Source organism: Streptomyces sp. NPDC007084 (assembly GCF_040703595.1).
Classification (GTDB): Bacteria; Actinomycetota; Actinomycetes; order Streptomycetales; family Streptomycetaceae; genus Streptomyces.
This window is the reverse complement of the sequence record NZ_JBEYFY010000023.1, coordinates 39701-65269: the sequence shown is the minus strand read 5'-3', so window position 1 is coordinate 65269 and position 25569 is coordinate 39701. Positions and strand designations below refer to the sequence as shown.

The 25569-nt window shown below is 71.0% G+C and carries 25 protein-coding genes; 11 read left to right on the top strand and 14 right to left on the bottom strand.

All coding sequences use genetic code 11. The features are described 5' to 3' along the window. The first annotated feature begins 68 nt into the window (after positions 1 to 68). The gene (sbnA, locus tag AB0912_RS20220) at positions 69 to 1070 is read left to right on the top strand and encodes a 2,3-diaminopropionate biosynthesis protein SbnA (RefSeq protein WP_366701539.1); all 1002 of its coding nucleotides are present in this window, start codon (positions 69 to 71) and stop codon (positions 1068 to 1070) included. A 175-nt stretch (positions 1071 to 1245) separates the two neighbouring features. Here the strand turns inward: sbnA and AB0912_RS20215 are convergent, their stop codons facing one another. Further along, positions 1246 to 2286, bottom strand: a complete 1041-nt coding sequence (locus AB0912_RS20215; RefSeq protein WP_366701537.1) for an EamA family transporter — start codon at positions 2284 to 2286, stop codon at positions 1246 to 1248. A gap of 39 nt (positions 2287 to 2325) precedes the next feature. Between AB0912_RS20215 and AB0912_RS20210 the strand changes: the two genes are divergently transcribed. Then, positions 2326 to 2841, top strand: a complete 516-nt coding sequence (locus tag AB0912_RS20210; RefSeq protein WP_366701535.1) for a MarR family transcriptional regulator — start codon at positions 2326 to 2328, stop codon at positions 2839 to 2841. A gap of 12 nt (positions 2842 to 2853) precedes the next feature. Here AB0912_RS20210 and AB0912_RS20205 read toward each other — a convergent pair whose 3' ends face one another. The 3 genes from AB0912_RS20205 to AB0912_RS20195 form a co-directional block, all read right to left on the bottom strand. Next, positions 2854 to 3645, bottom strand: coding sequence for an inositol monophosphatase family protein (locus tag AB0912_RS20205; protein ID WP_366701533.1), 792 nt, complete (start codon positions 3643 to 3645; stop codon positions 2854 to 2856). A gap of 47 nt (positions 3646 to 3692) precedes the next feature. Continuing rightward, positions 3693 to 3902 carry a cold shock domain-containing protein gene (locus AB0912_RS20200; RefSeq protein WP_366701531.1) on the bottom strand — a complete coding sequence of 70 codons (210 nt, stop codon included), beginning with the start codon at positions 3900 to 3902 and terminating at the stop codon, positions 3693 to 3695. 200 nt (positions 3903 to 4102) lie between these two features. Then, positions 4103 to 4456 (bottom strand): DUF805 domain-containing protein, encoded by a 354-nt coding sequence (locus tag AB0912_RS20195; RefSeq protein ID WP_366701529.1) that lies wholly within the window; start codon positions 4454 to 4456, stop codon positions 4103 to 4105. A gap of 443 nt (positions 4457 to 4899) precedes the next feature. On the opposite strand from AB0912_RS20195, the gene AB0912_RS20190 reads away from it, so the two are divergent. Further along, positions 4900 to 5280 (top strand): STAS domain-containing protein, encoded by a 381-nt coding sequence (locus AB0912_RS20190; protein ID WP_366701527.1) that lies wholly within the window; start codon positions 4900 to 4902, stop codon positions 5278 to 5280. A gap of 32 nt (positions 5281 to 5312) precedes the next feature. Here the strand turns inward: AB0912_RS20190 and AB0912_RS20185 are convergent, their stop codons facing one another. After that, entirely contained in the window at positions 5313 to 5948 is a 636-nt protein-coding gene (locus tag AB0912_RS20185) for a TetR family transcriptional regulator (protein ID WP_366701525.1), read from the bottom strand. A gap of 114 nt (positions 5949 to 6062) precedes the next feature. Between AB0912_RS20185 and AB0912_RS20180 the strand changes: the two genes are divergently transcribed. Next, a complete protein-coding gene (locus tag AB0912_RS20180; RefSeq protein WP_366701523.1) occupies positions 6063 to 7505 on the top strand; it encodes an MFS transporter in 1443 nt (480 codons plus the stop codon). An 82-nt stretch (positions 7506 to 7587) separates the two neighbouring features. On the opposite strand, the gene AB0912_RS20175 is transcribed toward AB0912_RS20180, so the two are convergent. Then, entirely contained in the window at positions 7588 to 8706 is a 1119-nt protein-coding gene (locus AB0912_RS20175) for a serine hydrolase domain-containing protein (RefSeq protein WP_366701521.1), read from the bottom strand. A gap of 218 nt (positions 8707 to 8924) precedes the next feature. Between AB0912_RS20175 and AB0912_RS20170 the strand changes: the two genes are divergently transcribed. After that, entirely contained in the window at positions 8925 to 9575 is a 651-nt protein-coding gene (locus AB0912_RS20170; protein ID WP_366701519.1) for a helix-turn-helix domain-containing protein, read from the top strand. An 82-nt stretch (positions 9576 to 9657) separates the two neighbouring features. Here AB0912_RS20170 and AB0912_RS20165 read toward each other — a convergent pair whose 3' ends face one another. From AB0912_RS20165 to AB0912_RS20155, 3 genes are all read right to left on the bottom strand, one after another. Next, the gene (locus tag AB0912_RS20165; RefSeq protein ID WP_366701517.1) at positions 9658 to 10230 is read right to left on the bottom strand and encodes a YbhB/YbcL family Raf kinase inhibitor-like protein; all 573 of its coding nucleotides are present in this window, start codon (positions 10228 to 10230) and stop codon (positions 9658 to 9660) included. 96 nt (positions 10231 to 10326) lie between these two features. Further along, complete coding sequence (locus tag AB0912_RS20160) at positions 10327 to 11997, bottom strand: MFS transporter (RefSeq protein WP_366701631.1); 1671 nt, start codon at positions 11995 to 11997, stop codon at positions 10327 to 10329. A 260-nt stretch (positions 11998 to 12257) separates the two neighbouring features. After that, a complete protein-coding gene (locus AB0912_RS20155; RefSeq protein ID WP_366701515.1) occupies positions 12258 to 12719 on the bottom strand; it encodes a MarR family transcriptional regulator in 462 nt (153 codons plus the stop codon). 403 nt (positions 12720 to 13122) lie between these two features. On the opposite strand from AB0912_RS20155, the gene AB0912_RS20150 reads away from it, so the two are divergent. Then, positions 13123 to 13542: a GNAT family N-acetyltransferase gene (locus tag AB0912_RS20150; RefSeq protein WP_366701629.1), complete on the top strand. Its 420-nt coding sequence runs from the start codon at positions 13123 to 13125 to the stop codon at positions 13540 to 13542. Positions 13543 to 13676: 134 nt separating this feature from the next. On the opposite strand, the gene AB0912_RS20145 is transcribed toward AB0912_RS20150, so the two are convergent. Beyond that, a complete protein-coding gene (locus AB0912_RS20145) occupies positions 13677 to 14870 on the bottom strand; it encodes a GNAT family N-acetyltransferase (protein ID WP_366701513.1) in 1194 nt (397 codons plus the stop codon). A gap of 793 nt (positions 14871 to 15663) precedes the next feature. On the opposite strand from AB0912_RS20145, the gene AB0912_RS20140 reads away from it, so the two are divergent. Together AB0912_RS20140 and AB0912_RS20135 are read left to right on the top strand one after the other, a co-directional pair. Further along, positions 15664 to 16977, top strand: a complete 1314-nt coding sequence (locus AB0912_RS20140; RefSeq protein WP_366701511.1) for an MFS transporter — start codon at positions 15664 to 15666, stop codon at positions 16975 to 16977. 119 nt (positions 16978 to 17096) lie between these two features. Continuing rightward, positions 17097 to 18137: a hypothetical protein gene (locus AB0912_RS20135; RefSeq protein ID WP_366701509.1), complete on the top strand. Its 1041-nt coding sequence runs from the start codon at positions 17097 to 17099 to the stop codon at positions 18135 to 18137. Positions 18138 to 18278: 141 nt separating this feature from the next. On the opposite strand, the gene AB0912_RS20130 is transcribed toward AB0912_RS20135, so the two are convergent. Both AB0912_RS20130 and AB0912_RS20125 read right to left on the bottom strand, forming a co-directional pair. Then, positions 18279 to 19127, bottom strand: a complete 849-nt coding sequence (locus AB0912_RS20130; RefSeq protein ID WP_366701507.1) for an NAD(P)H-binding protein — start codon at positions 19125 to 19127, stop codon at positions 18279 to 18281. After that, positions 19124 to 19546 carry a nuclear transport factor 2 family protein gene (locus AB0912_RS20125; protein ID WP_366701505.1) on the bottom strand — a complete coding sequence of 141 codons (423 nt, stop codon included), beginning with the start codon at positions 19544 to 19546 and terminating at the stop codon, positions 19124 to 19126. Before AB0912_RS20125 ends, AB0912_RS20130 begins: the two co-directional genes overlap by 4 nt. 233 nt (positions 19547 to 19779) lie before the next feature. Between AB0912_RS20125 and AB0912_RS20120 the strand changes: the two genes are divergently transcribed. Beyond that, positions 19780 to 20361 carry a TetR/AcrR family transcriptional regulator gene (locus tag AB0912_RS20120; protein ID WP_366701503.1) on the top strand — a complete coding sequence of 194 codons (582 nt, stop codon included), beginning with the start codon at positions 19780 to 19782 and terminating at the stop codon, positions 20359 to 20361. A 152-nt stretch (positions 20362 to 20513) separates the two neighbouring features. Here the strand turns inward: AB0912_RS20120 and AB0912_RS20115 are convergent, their stop codons facing one another. Further along, on the bottom strand, positions 20514 to 21101 hold the full coding sequence (locus tag AB0912_RS20115; RefSeq protein WP_366701501.1) for a TetR family transcriptional regulator: 588 nt from the start codon (positions 21099 to 21101) through the stop codon (positions 20514 to 20516). A gap of 96 nt (positions 21102 to 21197) precedes the next feature. Here AB0912_RS20115 and AB0912_RS20110 point away from each other — a divergent pair, with 96 nt between their 5' ends. Next, positions 21198 to 22241 (top strand): NAD(P)-dependent alcohol dehydrogenase, encoded by a 1044-nt coding sequence (locus AB0912_RS20110; RefSeq protein WP_366701499.1) that lies wholly within the window; start codon positions 21198 to 21200, stop codon positions 22239 to 22241. 30 nt (positions 22242 to 22271) lie between these two features. Here the strand turns inward: AB0912_RS20110 and AB0912_RS20105 are convergent, their stop codons facing one another. Next, positions 22272 to 23015, bottom strand: a complete 744-nt coding sequence (locus tag AB0912_RS20105) for a VOC family protein (protein ID WP_366701497.1) — start codon at positions 23013 to 23015, stop codon at positions 22272 to 22274. A 333-nt stretch (positions 23016 to 23348) separates the two neighbouring features. On the opposite strand from AB0912_RS20105, the gene AB0912_RS20100 reads away from it, so the two are divergent. After that, positions 23349 to 25541, top strand: a complete 2193-nt coding sequence (locus AB0912_RS20100) for an MMPL family transporter (protein ID WP_366701495.1) — start codon at positions 23349 to 23351, stop codon at positions 25539 to 25541. The last annotated feature ends 28 nt before the right edge of the window (positions 25542 to 25569 follow it).

Here is a 25569-nt window from a genome sequence, read left to right as displayed (position 1 = left end):
CCAGGCACATGCCCACACACCCCGCACGCAACCAGCAGGACACACGGCACACCGAAGAGGAGCTCGTCATGTCGGTCATCTCCGTTCCTCAAGCCTTCAATGAGGAGGAGCTCTACGTCGATCTGGAGTCGATCTTCGGGCACTCCCTGTTTCTCAAGTGCGAGGGCTTCAACTTCGCGGGCTCGATCAAGCTCAAGGCCGCCGCCGAGATGGTCGCGTCGGCCGAACGCGACGGCACCCTTGCCTCCGGCTCCATCCTCGTCGAGTCGTCGTCCGGCAATCTCGGCGTGGCGCTGAGCATGATCGCGGCGAGCAAGGGCTACCGCTTCGTCTGCGTCACCGACTCGCGCTGCAACCTGACGACTCGGCTGATGATGGAGGTGCTGGGCAGCGAGGTGCACGTGGTTTCCGGCCAGGAGGGCAACGGCGGATACCTCGGCGCGCGCCTGGACTACGTGCGGAACATGTGTGCCGGCGACGACCGCTGCGTATGGCTGAGCCAGTACACCAACCAGGCCAACTGGAGGGCGCACTACCTCACGACGGCCCCGGAGATCGCCCGCTCGTTCCCCGACCTCGACGTCCTGTTCGTGGGCACGGGGACCACGGGAACGCTGATGGGCTGCGCGCGCTATTTCCGGGACCAGGGCAGGCCCGTGCGGATCGTGGCCGTGGACAGTGTCGGTTCGGTGGCGTTCGGCGGATCTCCCGGCCGGCGGATGATTCCCGGCCTCGGCATGAGCATGCGCCCGCCGCTGCTCGACGAGTCGTATGTGGACGAGGTCGTGCGCGTCGAGGAGGCCGACACGATACGAGCCTGTCGGCACCTGGCCCGGCAGGGCTTCCTCTTCGGCGGCTCGACCGGCACCGTGGTGAGCGGGTCGATCGGCTGGCTGGCGGACCACGCGGCGGAATCCCTCACCGCCGTGGCCGTGGCACCCGACCTCGGGGAGCGCTACCTCGACACCATCTACCAGGACAACTGGGTCCAGGACCTGTACGGCAACGGCACGCTCGACTCCGACGAACTCGCACCGGCGCGGTCTGCCGGGGACGGACGTGCACGGTGAGCAGGGGCAGGGGCCGGTGGCCGGGACGGGGGGCCGGTGGCGGGGACCGGGGGGGCCGGTGGCCGGGGCGGGCGTCGAACGTTCCGCACCAGCGCAGGACCAACACGTCACTCCCCCGCTGTCCTGGCCCGGAATCTGACTCTGGTCGCGCCAGGGCCCGGGCGGCGGGGCGAGTTCACACCTTTCCCGAGTCGGAGCACGGGGTGGCGCGAGGCGGGGTTGCCCGAGGCGGGATGATGCGGGGCGGGAGGGTGGGCCCTGGGATGGCGCGCGGTGAGGTGGCGCCCGGCGGGGTGGCACGAGGCGGGGTGGCGGCGCTCGCACCGTTCCCCACCGCCGCGCCCGACGCCCGCCCCACCGGCCGAATCCCGCGTCCGCGCGTACGCCCGCCGGCCACAGCGCCCACGACCAGCACCATGCCGACCACCTGCGGCGCGGTGAGCCCCTCTCCGGCCAGGGTGACGCCGAGCAGGACGCCGGTGACCGGGTTGAGCAGGCCGATGAGGCCCACGGTGGACGCGGGCAGACGCCGTAGGCCGGTGAACCAGGCGAGGAAGGCCAGGGCCGTGGCGATGACGGAGGTGTAGGCGTACGCGGCGACGGCGGAGGGCCCGGCCGGCGGGGGCGCCCCTTCGACAACGAGGGCGATGATCAGAAGCACGGCCCCACCGCAGGTGAGCTGCCATGCCGTGACCGACAGAACGCTCGGGCCGCCGTCCCACCGCTTGTTCAACAGGAATCCGGCGGTGGAGACGAGCAGAGCCGCCCCGGACGCCAGCACACCGACAGGCCGGACTCCGGCCCCGGGACCGCCCAGCATCAGCGTGACACCCGCGAGGCCTACCCCGGCCGCCGCGAGATGAGTACGGTGCGGGCGCTCGCCGAGCAGCGCCCAGGCGCCCAGCATGAGCACGAGGGGCGAGAGGGCCATGACCATCGAGGCCGTGCTCGTGGCCAGCGTCTGCGAGGCGACGTAGACGAGGACGAAGAACGCGCTGGTGTTCAGCAGCCCCAGTAGCGCGGATCTCCCCCACCAGACACCGCGTGGGCGCTTTCCGGCGAGGACGAGCAGCAGAAGGCCGGCGGGAAGCGCGCGGACCGCGGCACCCCAGAGCGGCTGTCCGGCGGGGAGGAACTCGCGCGTGACGTAGTAGTTGGCCCCCCAGGCGATCGGAGCCACCGCGGTGAGGGCAACCCAGCGAATATTAGCTTCCACGGAAGTTACTATACCTTCCCTGGAAGATATAGTGCGGTCATGGAAGAAGAAGCCGGCTCGGCACCACCCGACCATGTCGCTCGTATCCAAGCGGCCTGGCAGCGGGAACGGCCCGACCTGGACGTGGGCCCCCAGGCGGTCATCGGCCGACTCCACCGCCTGGCCGCGCTGCTCACCGAGGAACTGTCGGTGGTCTATCGCCGCTACGGGCTGGGCGAGGGCGATTTCGACGTGCTGGCGGCCCTACGCCGGGCCGGTGAGCCCTTCGAGCGGGCGCCGGGAGAGCTGGCGGCCCACACCATGGTCACCACCGGCGCCATGAGCAAGCGGATCGACCGGCTGGAACGGGCCGGCCTGGTCACCCGCCGCCGCGCCGCCGACGACGGCAGGGGCCGCGTAGTCGGCCTGACCCCCGCGGGCCGAGACCTCTTCGACCGCGCCTTCACCGACCACATCCACAACGAACACCGCCTCCTGAGCACCCTCTCCCCCAAGGACGCCGCGACCCTGGAATCCCTCCTCACCACATGGCTGGGGCAACTCGAGGCGCCTTGACGCGGAGTGACGTCAGGTGCGGATCATCGACAGCAGCAGTTCGTGCGTTTCCTCGTCGGCCGCGGCGATCAGGCCGCGGCTCTGCTCTCCCAGGGGGGCGCCGTCGAGGTCGGTGATCGGGCAGGCCGCCGCTCGGCAGAGGGTGATGCCCGCGGCGAAGTGGACGCTTGTCGTCAGGGCGGAGCCGTCGGTGACGTACGCGGCGCGTTTGCCGGACGCCACCCAGGTCAGGGCCAGGGTCGTGGAGACGACGCGGGGGCGGAAGCGCGCGGCGAAGTCGGGGTGGCCCAGCAGGTCCACGGCCCGGAAGCGGGGCGCGTTCGGGAACGGCGGGTCTAGGTTCACGTCGACCAGTCGTGTGGCCGAGGTCGGCGCCAGCCGGGTGTCGGTGCCGTCGCGCCGGGACCAGGCCGTCTCACCGTCGGTGTGGAAGATCTCGCCGCCGAAGGGGTCGGCCACCGCCGCAGCCCCGTCGCGCAGGGCCACGTTGACCGCCACCAGCATGGTGCCGACGGCGTAGTTCAGCGTGCCGCACAGCGGATCGACCAGCCACCGGCGAGGAGCCTGCTCGGCGCCGCGCCGGCCGCCCTCTTCGCCGATGACGGTGTCACCGGGGCGGGCCGCCTGGATGACGTCGAGGATCGCCTTCTCGGCGGCGAGGTCGGCGGCCGTGGCGAAGTCCCCCGCGCCCTTGTCGACGCGGGTCAACCGTCGGCCGTACATCTCGCGTACCACCTCGGCACCCGCACGGGCGGCGGCTATCGCGACGTCCACATCGTCCGGGCCCGCCGGTGAGCTGATCACGTCGTTCAACCTATCGGGCGACCTGACGGCCTGTCCGGGTCGTGGTGCTAGGCGGGCCGGACCTCGACGGCCCGGACGCCGGCGTCCGCCTGTTCGATCGCGTAGATGACGGTCTGGCCCTGCGTCAGGTGGTCGACGAACTTGAGGGACTGCGCGTGGAAGGGCAGATCCTCGTCACTCCCGTAGGGGGCGATGACCCCGAACCCCCTCGCCGCGTCGAACGAGAGCACCTTGCCGGCCCGCAAATGGTTTCCCACACTGTCACCTCTTCGCCTGCGCCCTGTCGCCTCGTCGCGACCCGCGCAGGACTGTAGAGCACGCGCCCCCTCAGGAACAGGACCCCGGGCATCCATGCGGCAGCCGGCGCACCCCCGCGCGATGGGGCTGTACAGCAACGAGAAGGCCCGCCGGATCCTTCCGGCGGGCCTTCCGCGTGGGTCTCGCAAGCCTCGGCGGCTCAGACGGCCGGCGCGAACTTCGGGTTGGGGCCGTACTCGTTCGGCTGCGGCTTGCCCTCGGTGGCGAGGAAGACGATGAGGATGATCCAGCCGACCAGCGGGACGAGACCGATCAGGATCCACCACCCCGAGCGGTCCGTGTCGTGCAGGCGGCGGACGGCGACGCCGAGGCCCGGGAGCAGAACCGCGAGCTCGTAGACCAGGGTGAGCACCGAAGTCCCGATGATCTTGCCGATGATCGCCAGGACGATGACGACGGCCAGGTTGATCAGGAAGAACATCCAGTATTCCTGCCGCCGGGCGCGGCCGTTGAACACGGCGTACTTCTTGAGTACATCGACGTACCAGTTCACTTCTCGTCCCCCAGGGATTCTCAGTAGGTGCTGACGCACATCGAATCAGCCACTCTGACCGGATGCCATGATCTTGGCGTGTGCGGTTCAAGCCGTTACCTTGCTGCGGCCGTTCGGTGATCGATCCGGCCGCCCCTCCCGTCTCCCAAGGCCTCGAAACGGGCATTTGGCGAGCCAAGTTGGCGGCGCCCCTCCGAGACAGGGGCGGCGTCGATTGCCCGTTCGATCGACCTGCACGGACCATCCGATCAGGTGACCCTACGATCCGAGCGGCGGGGTACTGGCTGTCGTGAGCTACAACGGCGGAGAGGCACCGCACGCCGTGAAGTGACCTGTCCTGGCCTGTCCTACCGGTTGCCCTCGGCCTCCGAGGCAACACCGCCACCGCCCCGGCCCTTCACCCGAAAGGATTGCCTCGCACGGTGTCGTGCGGGTTGAGCACCATGACCGAGCCCCACGCCCCCACCGGAGCCGAGCGCGTCACCACTGCGGCCACCTACGAGCTGAGCGTCACCACCCTCCGGCGCAGATGTGTCATCCGCCTGGCGGGAAGCGTGGACTGGCAGGACATGCCGACCCTGCGGGCCAGGCTCTTCGACGCGGTCCGCGCCCCGCGCAAGCCGACTCTCCTGGACCTGAGCGGCCTCGACTTCGCGGACTCCTCGCTCCTGCATCTCCTGCTCGACCTGCAACGCCACTTCCGGGCCGGCGAAACGGAGTTGAAGCTCCGCGCCGAGCTGCGCCCGGTGCCGAGCCGCCTCTTCGCCATCACGGGCGCCCACAGCTACTTCGACCTCACCACAACGACGCAGCCGCAGACGTAGCGGTGCGCGCCCCGTCGGGTGCGGCCGCGGTCTCAGTCGTCGCAGTGGGAGATGCCGCGGACGATGCGCAGCATCTCGTCGTTGAGCGTCTGCTCGTTCGTGGTGGCGAGCGCCTCGTCGGGCAGCAGGTGACGCAGGATCACCACGCCGATGAAGAGCGACAGGACGAGTTCGGCGCCGAGGTCGGAGGCGTCCTCGGATTCGCTCCGCGCGGCAGGGTCCGCGCGCAGGGCCTTGCTCAACCGGCCGACCGCCATCAGCAGTCCCTCGCGCCGGAGACGCTCGGCGACCGGGTCGGGGCCCGCGTTGCGCAGCATCAGCATCATCGGATGCTCGCCGCCGTACTCGGCCCAGTCCCGCTCGTGCAGGCCCGCGAGCATGGAGGCGAACACCTCGGACGCGGACTCCTCGACCGGCTCACCGTCCTCACCCGATCCGTCGAACAGCGACTTCGACTCGTCGAGCACGGCGGCGAACAGTCCGTCCTTGGAGCCGAAGTAGCGGTTGATCAGCGCGACGTTGACGTTCGCGTCCGCGGCGATGGCGCGCATCGTGGTGCGTTCGTACCCGAGGAGGGTGAAGCGCCGGCGTGCCGCACGCAGCAGTTCGGCCCGCGTCCTCGTGGCGTCGCGGGGCCGGGAGGCGGGAACGTCAGCGTCGGCATCCATGGCCCCATCTTCCTATACCCGGACATGTAAACAACTGTTTGCACGCTCGGGCGGCCGACCGCTAGGCTGATGTAAACATACGTTGACTTAGGGGTCCGGATGGAACGTGACGCGATGACCGACGAGTCGGCCGCGGAGAAGACGTCACCCGTACGCGCGTACCTGGAGATCGGCGCCGTCGGTCTGGGCGCGCTCATGGCGTCGCTGACGCAGACGCTGGTCATTCCCGTGCTGCCGGTGATCTCCAGGGACATCGGGGCGTCCACGACCGAGGCGCAGTGGCTGCTCACGTCGACGCTGCTGGTGGCGGCCGTCTCCGTCCCGGTGGTCGGCCGGTTCGCGGACATGGTCGGCCGCCGTCTGATGCTGGTGCTGAGTCTCGGGGCGCTGGCGCTCGGTTCGGTCATCGACGCGCTGACGACCGACACCACCCTGATGATCATCGGACGGGCTCTCACCGGCCTGTCCGCGGCGGCGATCCCGCTGGGCATCAGCCTGCTGGCCGCCGTCCTCCCCGTCGACCGGCGCTCCTCCGCCACGGCGCTCATCAGCGCCATGCTCGGCATCGGCAGCGCGCTCGGCCTGCCGCTGGCCGGTCTGCTCGCCGACAACGTCGACTACCACGCGCTGTTCTGGATCGGCGCGGTCGGCGCGCTGCTGAGTCTGGTCGCGATCCTGGTGCTGGTGGGCGAGCCCCAGCAGAAGAGCGCGCGCTCGGTCGACCTGCCCGGCATCGCGCTCCTGACCTCCGGGCTCGTCTGCCTCGTCCTCCCGCTCTCCCAGGGCGGCACCTGGGGCTGGGGCTCGCCGCGCACGGTCGGTCTGCTGGTGGCCTCCGTCGTCCTGCTGGCGCTGCTCGTCCGGGTCGAGGCGAGGTCGGCCGCGCCGGTGGTGAACGTGCGCGCGCTGGCGAACCCGCCGATCGCCATGACGAACGTGGCGAGCCTGTTCTTCGGTTTCGCGCTGTTCGCCAGTTTCGTCGGCACGGCCAACTACGTTCAGGCCCCCGCCGCCACCGGATACGGGTTCGGGTCCTCGGTGCTCACCGCGGGCCTGTGCCTGCTGCCCAGCGGACTGCTGATGCTGTTGCTCGCGCCGATCACCGCGCGGCTCAGCACCCTGTGGGGCGCGGGCAGGGTGCTGTTCCTGGCCGGTCTCGTCGTCGCCGTCGGACTCGTCGTCAGGATCATCTTCGTCGACAGCCTGTGGCAGATCGTCGTGGGTACGGCGATCATCGGCGCCGGCTCCGGAATCGGCTACGCGACGCTGCCGACGCTGATCAACACCTTCACCCCGGCGACCGACCTGGCCGCCGCCAACGGCATCAACTCCCTCGCGCGGTCGCTCGGCAGCACCCTGGCCAGCGCTGTCGGCGGAAGCATCCTCGCCTCGATGACGATGGCCCTCGGCGGCTTCGACATCCCGTCGCTCAAGGCGTACCGCGTGCTGTTCGTCATCTGCGCGGTGGCGGCGGTGGCGGCGGCCGTACTGGGTCTGGTGGTGTCCCGCTCCAGGACCGCGGAGGAGCAGCCGCAGCCGGTGGCGGCAAGGGTCTGACGGATACGCGCCCCTCGTTCAGGTGGCCCCTAGCGAGGGGTTGGGCGAACCGTCGCAGGGGTCCGGGTCTCAGCGGTTCAGGTCACCCGTACAGCGCGAGCCGGTAGAAGTCCGCGAGGGCGGCGTCGATGGGGTGGGGCCGGGGGCGGCCGGTGGCGTCGAGGCGGTTCCAGCGCTGCGCGTTCACCGCCACGGTCATCTGCCGCTCGCCGTCGGCCCGGGTCATGGACAGCGCGCCGGCGCCCCAGACCGTGCCGCCGTGCCCCCAGAAGGCGTCCGGGCCGGGAGGGTCCATCGGGTGCAGGCCGAGGCCGTACTCGATGATCTTTCCCTCCTGGGAGAAGACCGGGACGGTACGGCGCATCTCCGCGAGCGAGGCGTGGCCGACGATCTCGCCGGCGAGCAGGGCGCGGTAGAAGCGGTTGAGGTCCGTGACGGTGGATATGAGGGCCGCCGCCGGGCCCACCCAGGACATGTCGTAGACGCTGTAGTCGCGCGGCGGGTCGATCATGCCGAACCAGGACTCGTAGAGCCGGGCGTGCGGGCCCTCGATGTGCGGGCCGGCGGGGAACGCGGTGGCGGTGAGGGCGGCGCGGTCGATGACGTTCCGGGTGATGTACCGCTCGGCCGTCGTGCCGGTGACCTGGCGCAGGAGTTCGCCCAGGAGCAGGTAGTTGGTGTTGGAGTACACCCCCGGTGAACCGCCCGGGGTGCCGACGGGAGGTGCGGTGACGCCCACCTCGATCAGTTCGGCGGGATCGAAGCGCGTGAAGCGGTTGTCGTCCAGGCTCTCGGGACCGGTGTCCGCGAGGACGGGGAACGCCTTGAGCGAGGGGTAGGCGTACGGGAGGTATTCGGCGAGGCCGCTGGTGTGGTTGAGCAGCATCCGGACCGTGATCGCGGCTCCTCGCCTTCCGGGGACCGGACCGGGGAGGTACCGGCCGATCGGCCCGTCCAGGTCGATCGCCCCCTGCTCGACCTGTTGGAGCACGGCGGCGGCGGTGAACGTCTTCGTGACGCTGCCGACGCGGTGCCGCATACCGGCGGTGACCGGGCGGCCCGTCGCGGTGTCGGCGGCTCCGGCGGCGCCGTGCCAGAGCTGGTCGCCGTCGCGTACCTCGGCGAACAGGCCGGGCATTCCGGCGCGGTGGACTTTCTCGATGGCGGCGTTCAGTTCGGCGGGGTCCGGTGAGTTCCTCACGGCATGCGTCCTTTCGGCTTCGCCGGGTGAGAGACGCGTAGCGGCTCGGCGCGCTGATCGGCCGCTTCACGCTGGTCACCCGACCGGGTGACAGGCATGACCGGTGCGTCGGACCGTCGCGTGGTGGACCGTCCGGCACGCCATGCACCCATTATGCACGCGGTGCGTGCAACACCAAGCGCATGAGCTAGGCTGAAGGCCGGCGAGAGGATGTGGACATGGCGGGCCGAAGGCGTTGGTCGACCGACGAGATCCTGGACGCGGCAACGGAGTTGCTGCGCACGAGCGACGCCGAGTCGTTCAGCGTGCGCAAACTCGCCGCGACCCTCGGGACCGACTCCTCCAGCCTCTACCGGCACTTCCGCAGCAAGACGGAACTGTTGCGCGCGGTGGCCGACCGGATCCTGCTGGCCGCCGTGGAGGGCTATCGCCCCGAGGGCGACTGGAAGCAGCGCATCACCGCACTGGCCCTGCGGGTGAGGGACGCCTTCGACGGGCAGCCCCAGCTCGCCGCGGTCTGGGGGCGCTACGCGTCCAGCGGTACCGGCTCGCGACTGATCATGGAGGAAGTGCTGCAAGCGCTCCGGGCCTCGGGGCTGGCCGACGAGAAGATCCCGGCGCACTACCACCGGATGGCGGTGCTCCTCACCGCGCTGATCACCTCCGAGGCGGGCGTCGGCAGCATCTCCCCCGAGGAGCACGAACAGGGCCTGGAGCTGTTCCGGGTGGCGGTCCTCGGCGCCGACCCCGAGCGCTTCCCCGCCCTCGCCCACTTCGCCCGCGAGGTGCGCCCGCTCGGGGTCGACCGAAGCGCCGCGTTCGAAGACATCCTGGCCGCCCAACTCGCCTACGTGGAAGCCTCGGTCTGACCGAGAGGGCCGGGCGGTGCGCGTCGACGGCGGGAGGAGCGGTGGCCGTGACCAGGGCCGCGTCCGAGGGCCGGCGGCGCGGTCAGCGCTCGTAGACGCCGGTGAGCCTGCCGCGCGCGAGGACGGGCCCGGTGACGGCGGGCAGGAGGGTGCGCGGGCGCGCCCGGTCCGGTGATGTGGCGCCGGGTTCCCTGTCCAAGGGGGCGGCGAGGGCGAACAGTTGGAATACGTAGCGGTGCGGGCCGTGGCCCTTGACGGGGGCGGGGCCGTGGTAGCCGCGGCCGATGGTGGACCTCAACAGCCGCACTCCGGGAGCCGGTTGACGTGCGTTGAGGGCGCCGGCTTCGAGGTGGCCGGACGCGGGGTCCACGAGGGCGAGGCAGTGCACCGCCGGTTTGCCGACCGGCACGTCGATGTCCTCGACGACCAGAAGGAGTTGGGCCGTTCCGGCCGGTGGCGGGGTCCAGGCGAGGTGGGGTGACAGATTGTCGCCGCCGACGTACTTCTCGGCGTGCGCGAGCGGCATGGCGTCGCCGTCGCCGAAGTCGCGGCTGGTGAGGTCGAGCGCCCGCTCGGCTCGCAGGTTGGGCAGGTTCCAGGCGAGGTGGGTGTCGCCCGCCCGCCGGTTGGCCAGCAGCCGGCCCAGCAGGCTCATCGGGTCGCCTCGATCGGCGCGGCCACAGGGTAGGTGGTGGTGGTGAGGGGCATGGTTCTTCTCTCCTGAAGGGGTGGGGCAGGGCAGTCGGGCGGGTCAGCTACGCGTGGACCCTCCTGGAAGCACGGGTCGAGCGTCACCGCCGGCCACCGAACCCGCCGTAGGCGTCTTGGAGGTGCGGCCGGTCCCCCGCAGCAGGGAGGCCATGGCGGCGAGGAACGCGAGGACGGCGCCGAAGGCGAAGACGACGACCAGGCCGGAATGGAACGGCCCGGCTATCAGGCTCGGGAAGAACTCCCGTCCGGTCAGGGTCTGTTGCTGCGCCGTCGTCAGGTGGTTCAGGACGCCGCTGGGCTGCAGGAGGTGCTGGACCGGGTTGACGCCGAGTTGCGCGGCGAACAGGGACGCGACCGGCGGCAGGCTGCCGACCTGGGTGGCGACATCGGCCGGTACGCCCTGCTGTTGCAGTCCGCTGGTGAGGCTCTGCGGGAGGCTGTTGGCCAGTCCGGCGATCATGAGGGAGAAGAACACGCCGATGGAGACGGCCGTGCCGGAGTTCTGGAAGGTCGCGCGCATACCGGAGGCGACGCCGCGCAGCCTGGGAGGCACACTGCCCATGATCGAGGAGGAGTTGGGCGAGGCGAACATACCGCTGGCGATCCCGTTGAGCGCGATCAGCACCGCGAAGATCCAGTAGCCGAAGTCGATCGGCAGCGCCATCAGACCGAGGAAGCTCGCCCCGAACAGCAGCGCCCCGCCGGTGGCCAGCCCCCGGGAACCGAGCCGGTCCGACAGCCAGCCGGAGACGGGCCCGGCGGCGAGGAATCCGGCGGTGAGCGGGAGCATGAAGATGCCGGCCCACAGGGGTGTGTCGGCGTAGTCGTAGCCGTGCAGGGGGAGCCAGATGCCCTGCAGCCAGATGATCAGCACGAACTGCATTCCGCCCCGGCCGATCGAGATGGCCAGGCCCGCCAGGTTGCCGAAGGTGAAGGCACGTTGGCGGAAGAGGCTCAGTTGGATCATCGGGGCCGAGGTGCGCTTCTCGATGGCGACGAACGCCGCCAGGAGCAGCAGGCCGCCGACGATCAGGGCGACGGCCCAGGGGTTGGTCCATCCCATGGTGTGTCCGCCGTAGGGCTGGAGGCCGAAGGTGACGGCGATCAGGACCGCGCTCAGTCCGACCGCGAAGGTGATGTTGCCCCACCAGTCGATCCGGCCGCCGCCGCTCTTGCCGGTCTCCCGCAGCGTGCGGTACGCCCACACCGTGAAGAACACGCCCACGGGCACGTTCACCCAGAACACCGCCCGCCAGTCCCAGGCGGCGAGCAGCCCGCCCACGACCAGGCCGATGAACATGCCGGCGAGGGCGGCGACCTGGTTGATGCCCAGGGCGAAACCGCGCTGCTCCTCCGGGAAGGCGTCGGTCAGGATCGCGGCCGAGTTCGCGGTCAGCATCGATCCGCCGACGGCTTGCAGCACGCGCCAGGCGATCAGCCACATCGCTCCGTGGCCGCCGTCGAAGGGGTCGAAGGACAGCAGGACCGAGGCGAAGGTGAAGACCGCGAACCCGGAGTTGTAGATGCGGACGCGGCCGTACATGTCGCCCAGGCGCCCTACGGTGACCACCAGGACGGCCTGGACCAGCCGGTACCCCATGATCATCCACAGCAGGTAGGCGATGTTCCCCGGGGCCAGCGGGTCCAGGTGCACGCCACGGAAGATCGCCGGGAGGGCGATGAGCACGATCGAGCCGTCCAGCGCGGACATGAAGACGGCGGCGGTCGTGTTCGACAGCACGGTCCACTTGTAGCGGTCGCCGTGCGGAGGGGCCTTGTCGCCAGGTGGTACGAAACCGTCGCGGGGCGGGGTGGACTCGTCGCCGGGTGGGGTGGAGTCGTTACCGGACAGGGCGGGTGGGGCGGAATCGTCGCCAGGCGCGGCGGGCCGGTCACCGGGTGGGCGGTTCCGGTCGGCGGGCTGCTTGGGGGGAACCTTCATCAGGTCGCTTCCTCGATGGTCCGGGGGCGTCAGATGTTCTGGGCCAGTCGCTCCAGCAGCGGCGCGGCAGCGGCGAGCCGCTCCAGCTCCGCCGGGGTGAAGGCGCCGCTGGTCAGGGCCTGGGCGAGGAGTTCGGTCCGCGCGTTGCGCTTGTCCTGGAGCGCCTGCCGGCCGGCGTCGGTCACCGTCAGCACCACACGCCTGCCGTCGTCCGGATCGGGCCGGCCCTCGACCAAGCCGCGGTCCCGCAGCGCACTGAGGGTGGCACCCATGGCCTGTGCGGTGATCTGGGCCTCGCGGGCCAGCGCCGAGGAGGTGGTGGGACCCGTGCGGTGCAGGTTCGAGAGGGCGCTGCGCTCGGGCATGGTCAGTCCGCCGCCGACGGGCACTTGCCGAATCCGGCGCACCAGCAGGCTGAGACTCGCCAGCAGCGCGGAGGCGACCGCGTCAGGGTCCGAGTTCTCCGTGCCTGGGTCCAGGTCCTCGTTCATAAGCTAAGGCTACTTTATCAATCTGCCTTAGTAGATAGCGCACCCATGACGGGCTCGGCCCAGCGCGGGTCTGCGAGGGCGTCCGCGCCGCAAGCCGCAGCGCCTTGGAGGTCGATGGATCATCGACCCCGTCAACAGCACCATGTCGTTCACTCGCCGGTGGCCAATGTTCTCGGACGACATCGCCTACGAGGACGAGTCGGACGGTCGGTCGCCCCGTCGAATCCGGATGCCTGCCTGTCGGGCGCGTGCGGGGGGCTGCGATACTCCCGCCGTGAACGCCGAGACGCTGAAGAGCGGAACGCGACCGGAGTCGGGGGCGCCCGCGCAGGGGTTGTCCGCGTATGAGGAGAGCGGCGCGCCGCGCCCGGGCTGGACGCTGCGCCCCGCGGTGGCGGCCGACATGGACGCGATCGCGGAGTTGCGGGCCGTGGTGATGCGCCCCGACCTGGAGCGCCTCGGCCGCTTCGACGAGCACCGGGTCCGGCAGCGCTTTCGGGATGGCTTCTCCCCCGAGCACACCTCGATCGTCGTGGTCGACGGCGAACTCGCCGGTTGCGTCGCGGTCCGGCCCGCCGAGGGCGGCCAGTGGCTGGAGCACTTCTATCTGGACTCCCGGCACCAGGGGCTCGGGCTCGGAACCGCCGTCCTGCGAACGGTGTTGCGGGGGACCGACACACAGGGCACGACCGTCCGCCTGAACGTCCTGCAGGGCAGCGCGGCCCGCCGGCTCTACGAGCGCCTCGGATTCGTGGCCTACGGGGAGGACCAGGTCGACGTCTTCATGGTGCGCCGGCCGGGTGCCTCCAGCCTCAATCCGTAGATCCAGTCTCTCTCCCCCCCGTGAGCCACGGAACTCCTCGCGAACACAGGGGGATCGCGAGGGCCAGGTCCGCGCCGAGGCGAGTTCTTCGTGGCCAAGGACGTCGGCGGACCGGGGCGGAACGGATGCCGTACTCAGCCGGCGGACCCCGTCGTACGGACGTAGGCGTACTGCTCCGAGCCCAGGCAGCCGCGTGAGGTCTTGGCGGTGCCGCTGCCCGTGCCGTAGTGGATGACCGTGGCGCCGGCCTCGGCGGCGGCCTCGACCAGGTGGTAGAAGAGCAGTTCGAAGTAGAGCGGCAGGCCGCGTTGGGCGGTGTAGTCGAAGCCGGCGCGGTGTGCGAACCAGCGGTCGTGGTGGACCACGATCAGCGCGAAGCCGATGATCTCGCCGTCGAGGCGGGCGGTGGCGGCCAATACGTCCGGGCCACAGGCGGTGAGTGCGCGCTCCAGGATGGCGGCCGAGCGTGCGGAAGTCCAGGTACTCATCCCGTACTTGCCGAGGAGGGTGGTCTCCAGCTCCGCGAAGCGGGGGATGTCCGCCGGGTCGAGGGGAGCCGTGGTGACCCGGACACCGGCGTCGCGCACCGCCCGGCGTTCGGCGCCGATCCGACGGCGCCGGTGGGCGGAGAACCCGGCGAGGTACTCCGCGAAGCCGCCGGACGGAACCGGCAGCCAGTGGTAGCTCTCGGAGTGGAAGGAACGGTAGCCACGGCGGCCCAGCAGCGTCCGCAGCGCGGTGTCGTGCTCGTCGACGTGCAGGAACGCGACGCTCTTCAACGCCTCCTCGTCGGCGAGCCGTTCGGCGGCGTCCAGCAGCAGTTCACCGGCGCTGCCGTGGCCGTCCCGGGTCAGCAGGGCGGTGCGGCCGAGGTGCCGGCCTCCGCAGACGAGGCCGGGCAGCAGGGCGCCGGCCAGGTCGTGGGGCAGGTCCGTGGCCAACTCCCGTGCCCCTTGCCGCCCTTCCTCCGCGCACCGCCGCAGCACGGTGTCGGTGCGCCCCGCGAGCCAGGGGGCGTTCGGGTCGGCGACCGCGGTGGCCAGCGCCCCGGCCAGGCCCTCGCCGTCGGTGAGGGTGAGGTAGCGCATGGCCGCACCGGAGGTGTCCTCCACCACGTCGAGCCAACGGGTCCCCAGGTAGGCGCGGTCGGGGCCCGCGAGACGGTCCCAGGCCACGCGCGGGAGGTGTGCGGCCTGGCGGACGAGGCCGAGGGCCGGGGGAAGGGCGGATATTCCCTCGAAGGCCGGGAGTTGGCCGACCTGGTGCGGTAACGGCGTTGTCAGGTGCGCTCGTTGGGCGGTCCGGATGTCGCTCTCCGGAGTCTGCATGGTGTCTCCTGCTCGACGTCACGACGCCACGACGTCCGGTGCCGATGTCGGTGTCGGCGCCGTCGGGTACGGGCGCGGCGGCGGGTGCTTCCAACTGGGGCTGCGTTGCCGGTCGATGGCGCGGTCTCGTCGGGCCCCGGCCACAGCGAGGCGCCGCGAGGCATTCGAAGGCATGGGGCTGTACGGGGGTGTCGGGAGGTGTCCGGCGAGCGCCGGGAGATGCACCGCACGGGCACACGGCGGGGAGCGCCGGGGTCAGGGGTGCGGGAGTACCGAGGTGCGGGAGCGCAGGGGTGCGGGAGCGCAGGGGTGCGGGAGCGCAGGGGTGCTGGGATGCAGAAGTCCGGGGATGCAGGGGCACGGGACTGCGGAGGCGCGGGAGAGCCGGGGTGCGGGGGTGCGAACCGCGGTTGAAGTGGTCGGTCGTGCCGTCACCGCTGAGCGATGGCGAGGACAACGTAGGCCAGCGCCCCCTGCGACGCAAGCTCCCGTATGCCACTGTTGGGGCGTCTTCGCCATCGTCACCGTTCGTCGGCGGAAATCGGCGGAAAACCGATGGAGAAGGTGACCTGCCGCCATAGCGGACGAGGTCATGGGATTTCGCCAACTCCGTTACAGGTGAAGCCATTTCGGTTCTCTTCACCCGCTCTTCGCCCCCTCTCCCCCGCTTGCGGCACGCCCGTACCGCCTCTAGCGTCGTCGCGCTCCCCGGCGGGACCCGGGTGGTCGCGCTCCGTACCGCGGAGTCCGTCACCCAGGAGCCCGCCGTCGGTGTGCGCCGTACCGCGGTTCCGTGACGGCACGGTTCCGCGCCCTTTGGAAAGGCCTGGTGATGGTCGGACCACCCCGTTCCACCGCCGGCGCGGGCGAGGCGGGCGCTCTGCGTCTGCTGCTGGCCGCCCAGGCGCTGAGCCAACTCGGTTTCCGGCTGCTGGGGTTGGCGATGCCGATCCTCGCCACCACCACCCTGCACGCCTCCGCCTTCGAGGTCAGCGCCGTCGCGGCCTGTCAGACGGCGGCGTTCCTGATCGTGGGGCTGCCGGCGGGCGTGTGGGTGGACCGGATGCGCAAGCGGACGGTGATGGTCGCGTGCGACCTCGGCCGCGCGGTCGCGCTGGGCAGCATCCCGCTGGCGTGGACCCTCGGCACCCTCGACGTGCTTCACCTGTGCGCGGTCTCGCTGGTCACCGGTGTCCTCACGGTGTTCTTCGACGTCGCCGAGCAGAGCTATCTGCCGCACGTGGTCGGCGGCGACCGCCTCGTCACCGCGAACGCCCGGCTGACCGGCGTCGAAGAGGTGGCCGGCGTGGTCGGCCCCAGCGCCGGCGGTCTGCTCATCCAGCTCGCGACCGCGCCCTTCGCGATCGTCGCGACGGCTTTCGGGTACGTGTGGTCGGCGGTGTGCGTCGCCCTGATCCGGCGGCCGGAACCGCTGCCGCCGCGCGCGGACCGCCCGCAACTGATACGCGGTATCGCCGAGGGGGTGCGGCTGGTGACGCGGGACGCGCTGCTGCGGCCCATCGTGCTGTGTTCCACGACGCTGACCCTGTTCTGGAGCATGTCCTACGCGATGCTCCTGGTGCTCCTCGCGCGAGATCTCGCCGTACCCGCCACCACCGTGGGCCTGTTGCTGACGGCGGGCAGCCTCGGCGGCGTGCTCGCCACGCTGGTGGTGCGCCGGCTCATCGAGGCGGTGGGGGACGCGACGGCGGTGAAGTACAGCGTGGCGTGCGGCGCCCCGCTCACCCTGCTCGCCGCGCTCGTCCAGCCCGGCTGGCGGCTCGCGCTCGTCAGCGTCTCGCTGTTCGGGCTGGGCGCGGCGCTCGTGGTCTACAACGTGGCCCAGGTCAGTTTCCGCCAGCGTGCCGTGCCGCCCGACCGGCTGGGCCGGGTCAATGCCACGGTCCGCTTCTTCGCCTGGGGAGCCCGGCCTGTCGGCAGCCTCTGCGGGGGTGTGCTGGCCGAGGTGTTCGGCGCGCGGGGTGCCGTACTGACGGGTGCGGTCGGTACCTCGCTCGCCTTCCTCTGGCTCTTCCTCTCCCCACTGCGCCGGATGCGGACGCTGCCGACCGGCACCTCCACCGCCGAACCCCTCGCGGCCACCTGACCCACCCGTACAGGCCACCGCCCCGCCCCGCCGGCGCCAGCACCCCACCGCCCCACCGAACGACGACACCGAGCCGTTCACCCCGTCCGCCCCGTCCGCCCGACGAACGGAAACCTGCCGTGACCGACGCACTCCCCCCGACCGACACACCCCTCACACCCGACGAGCCCGGCACACCCGAGGCACCCGAGGCACCCGAGGCACCCGACGCACCCGACGCACCCGCGATCGTGTGGATCACCAACCCGGACAACTACGACCCCCGACGCCACCTCCTGCTCCAGAAGGAGGGCTCCGACCGGGTGAACCTCTTCGAGAGCAACGGTCTGCCCGTGCGGGTGGTGCACTCCGGGGACCTCGTGCCGGCGTGGTCCGGCGGAGCACCGCGCCTGTACCTGGACGAGGAGGACCTGCTCGACGGCGGTCACGCCTTCCTGCTGTCGGACTGGACATGGGACGCGGGGATCGGCCGTCACGTCCAGGCGATCACGCGGACCATCAGAGCGGCCGGCCGGGTGATCCTCAACGACGGCATCCGTGACCCCGAGTCGCTGGGCTCGGACAAACTCGCCATGTGCCACGAGGCCGCGGCACTCGGCGTCCCCGTACCCCCGACGGTCGCGGTGCCCTTCGGACGGTACGCGCGCCGCGTACTCCCGGTTGTCGGCAGGGAGTTGGGGGCGGGTCCGTACGTCGTCAAGCCCCGCGCCATGGCCATGGGCTTCGGGGTGCTGAAGGCCGAGGGCCCGGAGCAACTGACCGCCGCGGTCGACCTCCTCACCCCGGCCGCGCTGGGCGCGGTGGTGCACCCGTTCCAGGAGAACGACGGGGACGTACGGGTGTACGTGCACCGGGGCCGGGCCGTCGCGGTGATGCTGCGCCGCCCGAAGGAGGGCTCCTACCTCGCCAACGTCAGCGAGGGCGGCTCCTGCGCGTCCTTCGACGGCGACGACCGGGTCCGCACGCTCAGCGAACGGCTGGCGGTGGGCGTGGACGCCGGCTACCTGTGCGTGGACTGGCTCCTCACCCGCGAAGGCCCGGTCTTCAACGAGTGGATGACGGTCTCGGCGGCCTACGAAGACCTCCCCGAACCGGACCGCTCACGGGTGGCGACGGCACTCGTCACCTACGTACGGGACCGGATCACGACGGGCGCCTGACCGCCACCGTCCGACACCCGCAGCACCCGCAGCACCTGTGGCTCCCCTGACTCCGGTGGCGCCTGGAGCGGCCCCTTCCCGGGCCGCTCCGGGCTCCCGGACCGCCCCGCACTCTCAGCGCGACGTGTCGGCACGGGCCCGTCACCCGCCGAGCCGCACCTCTCTCTCGACCAGCGCACGGAAGGTCTGTGCGGGCCGGCCGGTGAGGCGTTGGACCGTATCGGTGGTGCGGTTCTCGGACCCCTCGGCGATGGCCCGGTCCATGTCGGCCAGCATCGTCGCGAACTCCGGCGGAATCCGCGTCGCGAGGCGGTCTCGCAGGTCCTCGTGGGAGAGGTTGCGGTGGGTCACGTGTCTGCCGGTGACCTCGGTGATGATCGCGGCGATGTCGTCGTAGGAGAGCGCCTCCGGTCCGGTGATGACGAGGTCGCTGTTGGGGGCGTGGTCGGCGGTCAGGACGTGTGCGGCGACGGCCGCGATGTCCTCGGCGTCGATGAAGCCGACCCGGCCGCTTCCGGTCGCCGTACGCAGGACGCCGTCCTCTCGGATGCTCACGGCGTGCGCGTGGGTGCCGGTGAAGTTCTGCATGAACCACGACGGCCGCAGCACCGCCCACTGCTCGAACAGGCCGGGCAGTGCCTTGTGCACCAAGCCGACCGCCGGGCCGCCCTCGGGGATGGCCGAGGAACCGAGCAGCACCGCGCGCCGCACCCCGCCGGAGCGGGCCCGCTCCAGGAACGGCAGCATGACCGCCGCCGGGTCGGCGTCGCCCAACGGCGGTACGAGGTAGACGCGGTCGACCCCGTCGAGGGCGCCGGGGTGGGTGGCGGGGGCGTACCAGTCGAAGATGACCGGCTCCGTGCCGGGGACCGCGGTGGCACGACGGCTCGCGGCTCTGACGCGGTGACCGGCGGCTGTCAGCCTCGCCGCGGTGCGGCTGCCCGTGGTGCCGGTCGCACCGATGACCAAAATGGTGCCGGTGCCGGTCATCGGCCGCTCCCGACGAAGTCAGCGCCGGGTTCGCGTACGGCCAGGGGGTTCCAGTAGTCGCGGTACGACGTGAAGCGGCCGTCCTGAACGGTCACCACGGCGATGTAGGTCATGTCGAAGGGGCTGTCCGTCCGCACCAGGCGGCCGACGCCACGCATCTCGACCACGATCGTCTCCGGCGCTGTGGTCTGAAGGATGCTCAGTACGGGGAAGTCGCGCAGGTCCACGTGGTCGGGGTAGTGGCGCATGTAGTCGGCGATCGCCCGCCTGCCCTCCAGCCGCGCCGGCCAGCCGTCGGGAGCGAAGGGGAACTCCATGACCCCGTCCTCGGCCCACAGGGCGATCCAGCCGGGAATGTCCTTGTCCAGGAGCAGCCGCAGGCTGTGGCGGTAGAGATCCGCCGCGGTGTGGTGAGTCACCGCGCCACCGGGAGGCACCGAGGTATCGGGAGTCGGCGCGGTATGGGGAGTCGGCGCGCTCTCGGGGGTCGGAGCGGTGTCGGAAGTCGCGGGGGTGTCGGGAGCGGGATCGGGCGTCGGAGCGGTGTCGGAGATCGACGCGGGCATGGGTATTCTCCATCCATAGAATCCGGACCAGGGGTCCGCTTTGACAATACGGACCCGTGGTCCGCTTTTGCAACCGGAGGAGCAGCATGCCCGAACGCAGGCCACGCAAAGACGCGGTCCGTAACCGGGAGGCCGCCCTGTCGGCGGCCGACGATCTCTTCGCCCGCTGTCGGCACCCCGACGACGTCACCATGGCCGACATCGCGGCGGCCGCCGGCGTCGGCAAGGGCACGCTCTTCCGCGCGTTCGGCGACCGTCCGGGCCTGCTCCGCGCGCTGTACGAGGCACGGCTCGAACCGGTGCGGGAGGCGATCGAGGCGGGGCCGCCCCCGCTCGGCCCCGGCGCGCCGGCGCGCCTGCGCGTGCCCGCTCTCCTCGACGCCATCCTCTGCTTCAAGCTCGACAACCGCCGTCTCGCGGTGGCCCTGGAGGAAGCGGGAAACGGCAACAGCCCCTATCAGGCGGAGCACTACGAGCGGTGGCATGCCCTGCTGCAAGGCGTCCTGGAGCAGATCCCCGGCCTGGGCGGCGACAGCGCCTTCACGGCCCACGCCTTGCTCGCCGCGACCCGGGCAGACCTCGTAGAGCACCTGGCCGAACAGGCGGGCACGTCACGGGAGAGCCTGCGCGCCCAGTTGGCCGACTTCACCGAGAGAGTCCTGAACTAGCCGGGCCCCCACCGGCCGCACCCCACACGGGCCCTGAGCCGCCGGCCCTGCGTTCGGTTCGCCTCTGAGGCATCCGCGCGGCCGACAGCCGGAGATCCCACCGGTGCCCGGCGCCACGCGGGGGGGAGTTCAGGAGCCCGCGCTCATCCGGTTCATTTGGCGGCGATGGCGTCGCGGACGCTCTCTCGCAGCAGGGCGCGGCGGCGCTCGTGCACTTCCGAGGGCTCCTGCGCCGTCGCCGCGTAGACGTTGCTGACCGGCGACCAGGCCATGGACATGGCGATCACCAGGGCCATCACGTCGAAGGGGTCGCCCTGGCGCACCAGGCCGTCCGCCTGGGCCTGAGCGATGGCGGCCAGCTTGCGGTCGTCCCGACGCTCGGCGCCCTCGACCAGATGGCCCTCCGGGCGCCGCTCCAGCCGCGCCCAGGTGGCCAGCCGGATCAGGTCGGGGCGGCGCAGGTACTCGTCGTAGAGGCGTACGGCCCAGTCCGCGAGGTCCTCGGCGTTGATCGGGACGACGTTCACTATCCGATCGAGCGAGCTGAAGAAGATGGCATCGAAGAGCCCTTCCTTGTTGCCGAAGTACGCGTAGAGCTGCGCCTTGTTGGTACGCGCCGCGACCACGATCCGCTCGACACGCGCGCCCGCGATTCCGTGCTGGGCGAACTCCTGGGTCGCCGCGTCGAGAATGCGCTGGTACGTCGCGGCTCCGCGCGAGTTGAGGGGCTGATCGGCCATTCCTCCAGGATAACAAACAGAACAGTTGGTTTGCCTGGCGCCCCGACTCCGTTTAGCCTGGACAGACCGAACAGTCTGTCTATGAGGAGTCATTTCATGAGGAGCACGGTTGGCTGGATGGCGGACGGTCCGTCGTCGACACTGCGACGGGGGCCGCTGAAGCGGCGTGACCTGCGCCCCGACGACATCGCGGTCCGGGTGGACTACTGCGGTGTCTGCTACTCCGATCTGCACGCGATCGGCAGCCGGGACGGCGAGGGGAGCACGCCTCTGGTGCCCGGGCACGAGTTCACCGGTGTGGTGACCGAGACCGGTTCCGCCGTCTCTGGTTTCGCCGTCGGCGACCCGGTGGCGGTGGGCAACATCGTGGACTCCTGCGGCGAGTGCGCGATGTGCCGGGCCGGCCAGGAGAACTTCTGCTACGACTTTCCGACCCTGACCTACAACGGCACGGACCGGCAGGACGGATCGGTCACCCAGGGCGGCTACTCCCGCGAGTACATCGTCCGCGACCGATTCGCCTACCCGCTCCCCTCCGGCCTGGACCCGGCCGCCGCCGCTCCTCTGCTGTGCGCCGGAATCACCGTCTGGGAGCCGTTGCGCGCCCTCGGCGTGGGGCCGGGAACGCGCCTGGCGGTCGCTGGACTGGGCGGCCTGGGCCACCTGGCGGTCAAGATCGCCGCGGCGCTCGGCGCCGAGACCACGGTGATCAGCCGCACACCGGACAAGGCCGAGGACGCACGCCGGCTGGGCGCCCACGATCTCCTCGTCTCGACGGACCCGGAGCGGATGGCCGCCGCCCGCGACCGTTTCGACGTCGTCATCGACACCATCTCCGCACCGCACGACCTCGGCCCCTATCTGCGCCTGGTCGCCATGGACGGAACGCTCAGCCAGGTCGGGTACCTGGGGCCCGTCACCATCGAGACCGTGGACCTCCTCGTGGGCCGCAAGAAGCTCAGCTCCGCGGGCAGCGGTGGCCGGCCCTCGACCGCCGCCATGCTGGAGTTCTGTGGGGAGCACGGCATCACCGCCGACATCGAGCTGCTCCCCTCGGCCCAGGTGAACGAGGCCCTCGACCGCCTCCAGCGCAACGACGTCCGCTACCGCTTCGTCCTCGACCTGTCCGACCTGGACTGACCGGCGGCCGAACAGCGCTGTCCTGGCCGGTCACCCGCCTGCGAGGACGCAGAAATCGTGCCCCTCCGGATCGGCCAGGACCCGCCACGGAACCTCGCCCTGGCCCACGTCGAGATCCGTGGCACCGAGGGCACGCAGCCGGGCCGCCTCCGCCGCGTTGTCGTCCACGGGGTGCGGCAGCAGGTCGAGGTGGACGCGGTCCGCTCCGGCCTCGGCTCCGGGGACACGCAAGAACTCCAGGTACGGTCCGCCCCTTTCGGTGGAGCGGAGCCTCGCCTGATCGTCGGTCACCTCGCGCGGAGCGCAGTCCAGCGCCTCACCCCAGAACCGGGCCATGGCACGCGGATCCACGCAGTCGACCACCACCGCGGCGATCGGTCCGGTGTCCCGGTAGATCTCCCGCGGCTCCAGCACGCAGAACTCGTTGCCTTCCGGGTCGGCGAGAACCGTCCACGGCACATCTCCCTGGCCCACATCGGCAGATGTCGCGCCGAGAGCCCGCAGGCGCGCGACCAAGTCCGCTTGACCGGCGAGTGAGTCGGTGGCGAGGTCGAGGTGCACACCGTTCTTCGCGGCCGGCTTGGCCCGCGGAACGGGAACGACGTTGACGCAGACGACGACCGGGTCCGGCCAGACGAAGCCGACGGGTGCGACGAGTCTGGTCACACCGCGCGCCCCGGCGGAGGAGCGCCAGCCGAGGGCCTCCGCCCAGAACCGTCCGACAGCTTCGACGTCAACGGCCTTGATGTTCACCTGAACAGGGCGCACAGTCATGCCTCCGATCCTAGGCACCGGCGCGGCCAGGGTGTCCGCACCGCGAGGCGGCCCGTGGATGTGCGTCTCTGCGGGACGCCGGTCCGGTTCCGCCTCGCGCCGTGGATTGGTGAAGTCGCCGCCCCTGCGGGGCACCGCCGCCGCGCGGCCGGTGGAATCGCCCGCCGGCCCGGCGGCCCGGCGGCCCCGTGCCGCGAACGCGGAGCGTGGTCACTACGATCAGAGCCCAAGACAACCATTCGACCGGCTCGATGGCAGGGCCGGTCAGGGTCGCCGATGCCGGGGTCCGCTCCCCGGGCTGCGGTGATCTTCCTGCCCAGGAGGACCCCCCGCATGTTTCGACGTATTGGGATCACCGTCGTCCGACATCCCGTCTGGACGATCGTGGCATGGCTCATCGCGGCGGTGGCCATCGTCGCCACGGCTCCGAGCCTGCCCTCGAACAGCGACGAGAGCAGCTTCCTGCCCAAGAGTTACGAGTCCATCAAAGCGGCGGATCTCCAGGCGGAGGCGTTCCCCGGCGCCTTCACCCCGTCCGCGATCGCGCTGTACCAGCGCACGGACGGCGGCAAGCTCACCGCCGCCGACAAGAAGGACATCGCCCGGATCACCAGTGAGCTGGGCGAGAAGAAAATCGACCAGGTGCAGAAGGTCGTCCCCGGCCGGCCGTCGAAAGACGGCCGGTACGACCTGACGCTGGTCCAGATGGACAGCAAGAACGCCGGCCAGCCCAAACAGGCGGACGCAGCCAAGGTGTTGCGGGACGACGTCAAACAACTGGCCAAGGGCACCGATCTCGACGTCAAGCTCGGCGGCTCCGCCGCGCAGGCACTCGACCAACAGGACTCGTCCGAACGAGGTCAGGCGCTGATCGGGATCGGTACCTTCCTGATCATTCTCGTGACCATGCTGATCATCTTCCGGGCGCCGATCCTGGCCGTTCTCCCCCTGGTCCTCATCGGGGTCGTCGCCGCCATCGCCAACGGGCTGATCGCGTACGCCACCAAGCTCTTCGACCTCCAGGCCAACAGCTCGGTGTCCTCGATCCTCATCGTCGTGCTCTTCGGCGTGGGCACGGACTACTTCCTCTTCCTGATGTTCCGCTACCGGGAACGGCTGCGGGCGGGGGACGAGTCGAAGGAGGCGATGATCAACGCGGTGGGCCGGGTCGGCGAGGCCATCGCCTCGGCGGCCGGAGCCGTCATCATCGCCTTCCTGGCGCTGGTGCTGTCCACGCTGGGCTTCCTCAAGCAGATGGGCCCGGCCCTGGCCATCGCGGTCGCCGTCACTCTGGTGGCGGGACTGACGCTGGTCCCGGCCGTGGTCTCGCTCATCGGCCCGAAGGTCTTCTGGCCCTCGAAGTCCTGGCAGCGCGAGCCGGAGAACGCCCGGTTCGCCGCCCTCGGCCACGGTGTGCGGCGCCGCCCGGCGCTGACCGCCTCGCTCTCCGGCCTCGTCCTGGTCGCGCTGTCGGTCGGCGTGTTCGGGTACAAGGCCACCTTCGACCTGGCCTCGGGCTCCATGCCCAAGACCAAGGAGTCGATGGTCGTCCAGGACGAGATGCAGAAGGCGTACTCGGCGGGCGCCGCCGCACCGACCGACGTCTACCTGTCGAGCACCGACGGCAAGCCGCTGGACAAGGCCGCCTTCCCCGCGTACGCGAAGAGCCTCGGCGCGGTGGACGGGGTCGCCAGCGCGAACATGACCCAGGTGAACAAGGACGGGACGACCGCCGACTTCACGGTCACGCTCAAGTACGAGGCGTCCACGGACCAGGCGATCGACACCGTGGGCAGGGTGCGGGACGTCGCGCACTCCGAGGCGCCACAGGGCACCGAGGCCCTCGTCGGCGGCATGTCCTCGATCTACAAGGACATCGACACGGCGGTCAACCACGACTACCGGACGGTCTTCCCGGTCGCCGCGATCCTGATCATGGTCATCCTGGGGCTGCTGCTGCGCAGTGTGGTCGCGCCCCTGTACCTGATGGCCTCGGTGGGTCTCGGGTTCGGCGCGACGCTCGGCGCCACCGTGTGGATCTTCCAGGACGGGCAGGGGCACTCGGGCCTGATGTTCATGCTGCCCGTGATCATGTACCTGTTCGTGGTGGCCATCGGCACCGACTACAACATCCTCATGATCGCCCGGCTCCGTGAGGAGGCACGGGAGGGCCGGGACCCACGGGAGGCGGCCGGCATGGCCCTGCGGCACGCCGGGCCGACCGTGGCCGCGGCCGGCTTCATCCTCGCCGCGACGTTCGCCACGATGATGCTGGCGGGCAACGCGCTCCTCACCGAGATGGGCTTCGCGGTCTCGTTCGGCATCGCGGTCGCCGCGTTCGTGATGGCGATGTTCTTCACGCCGAGCCTCACCGCGCTGATCGGCCACGCGGCGTGGTGGCCGGGGCACGCGGACCGGACCCAGACCGCACCGGCCGGCGCGGGAGACGAACCCGCCGGTTCGGGACCGGCCGCCGACGAGGACCGGGACGCGCTCGCGCACGATCCCTCGGGGCGGCGCGGCTAGCACCCGGAAGGACGAAGGACGAGGCGGG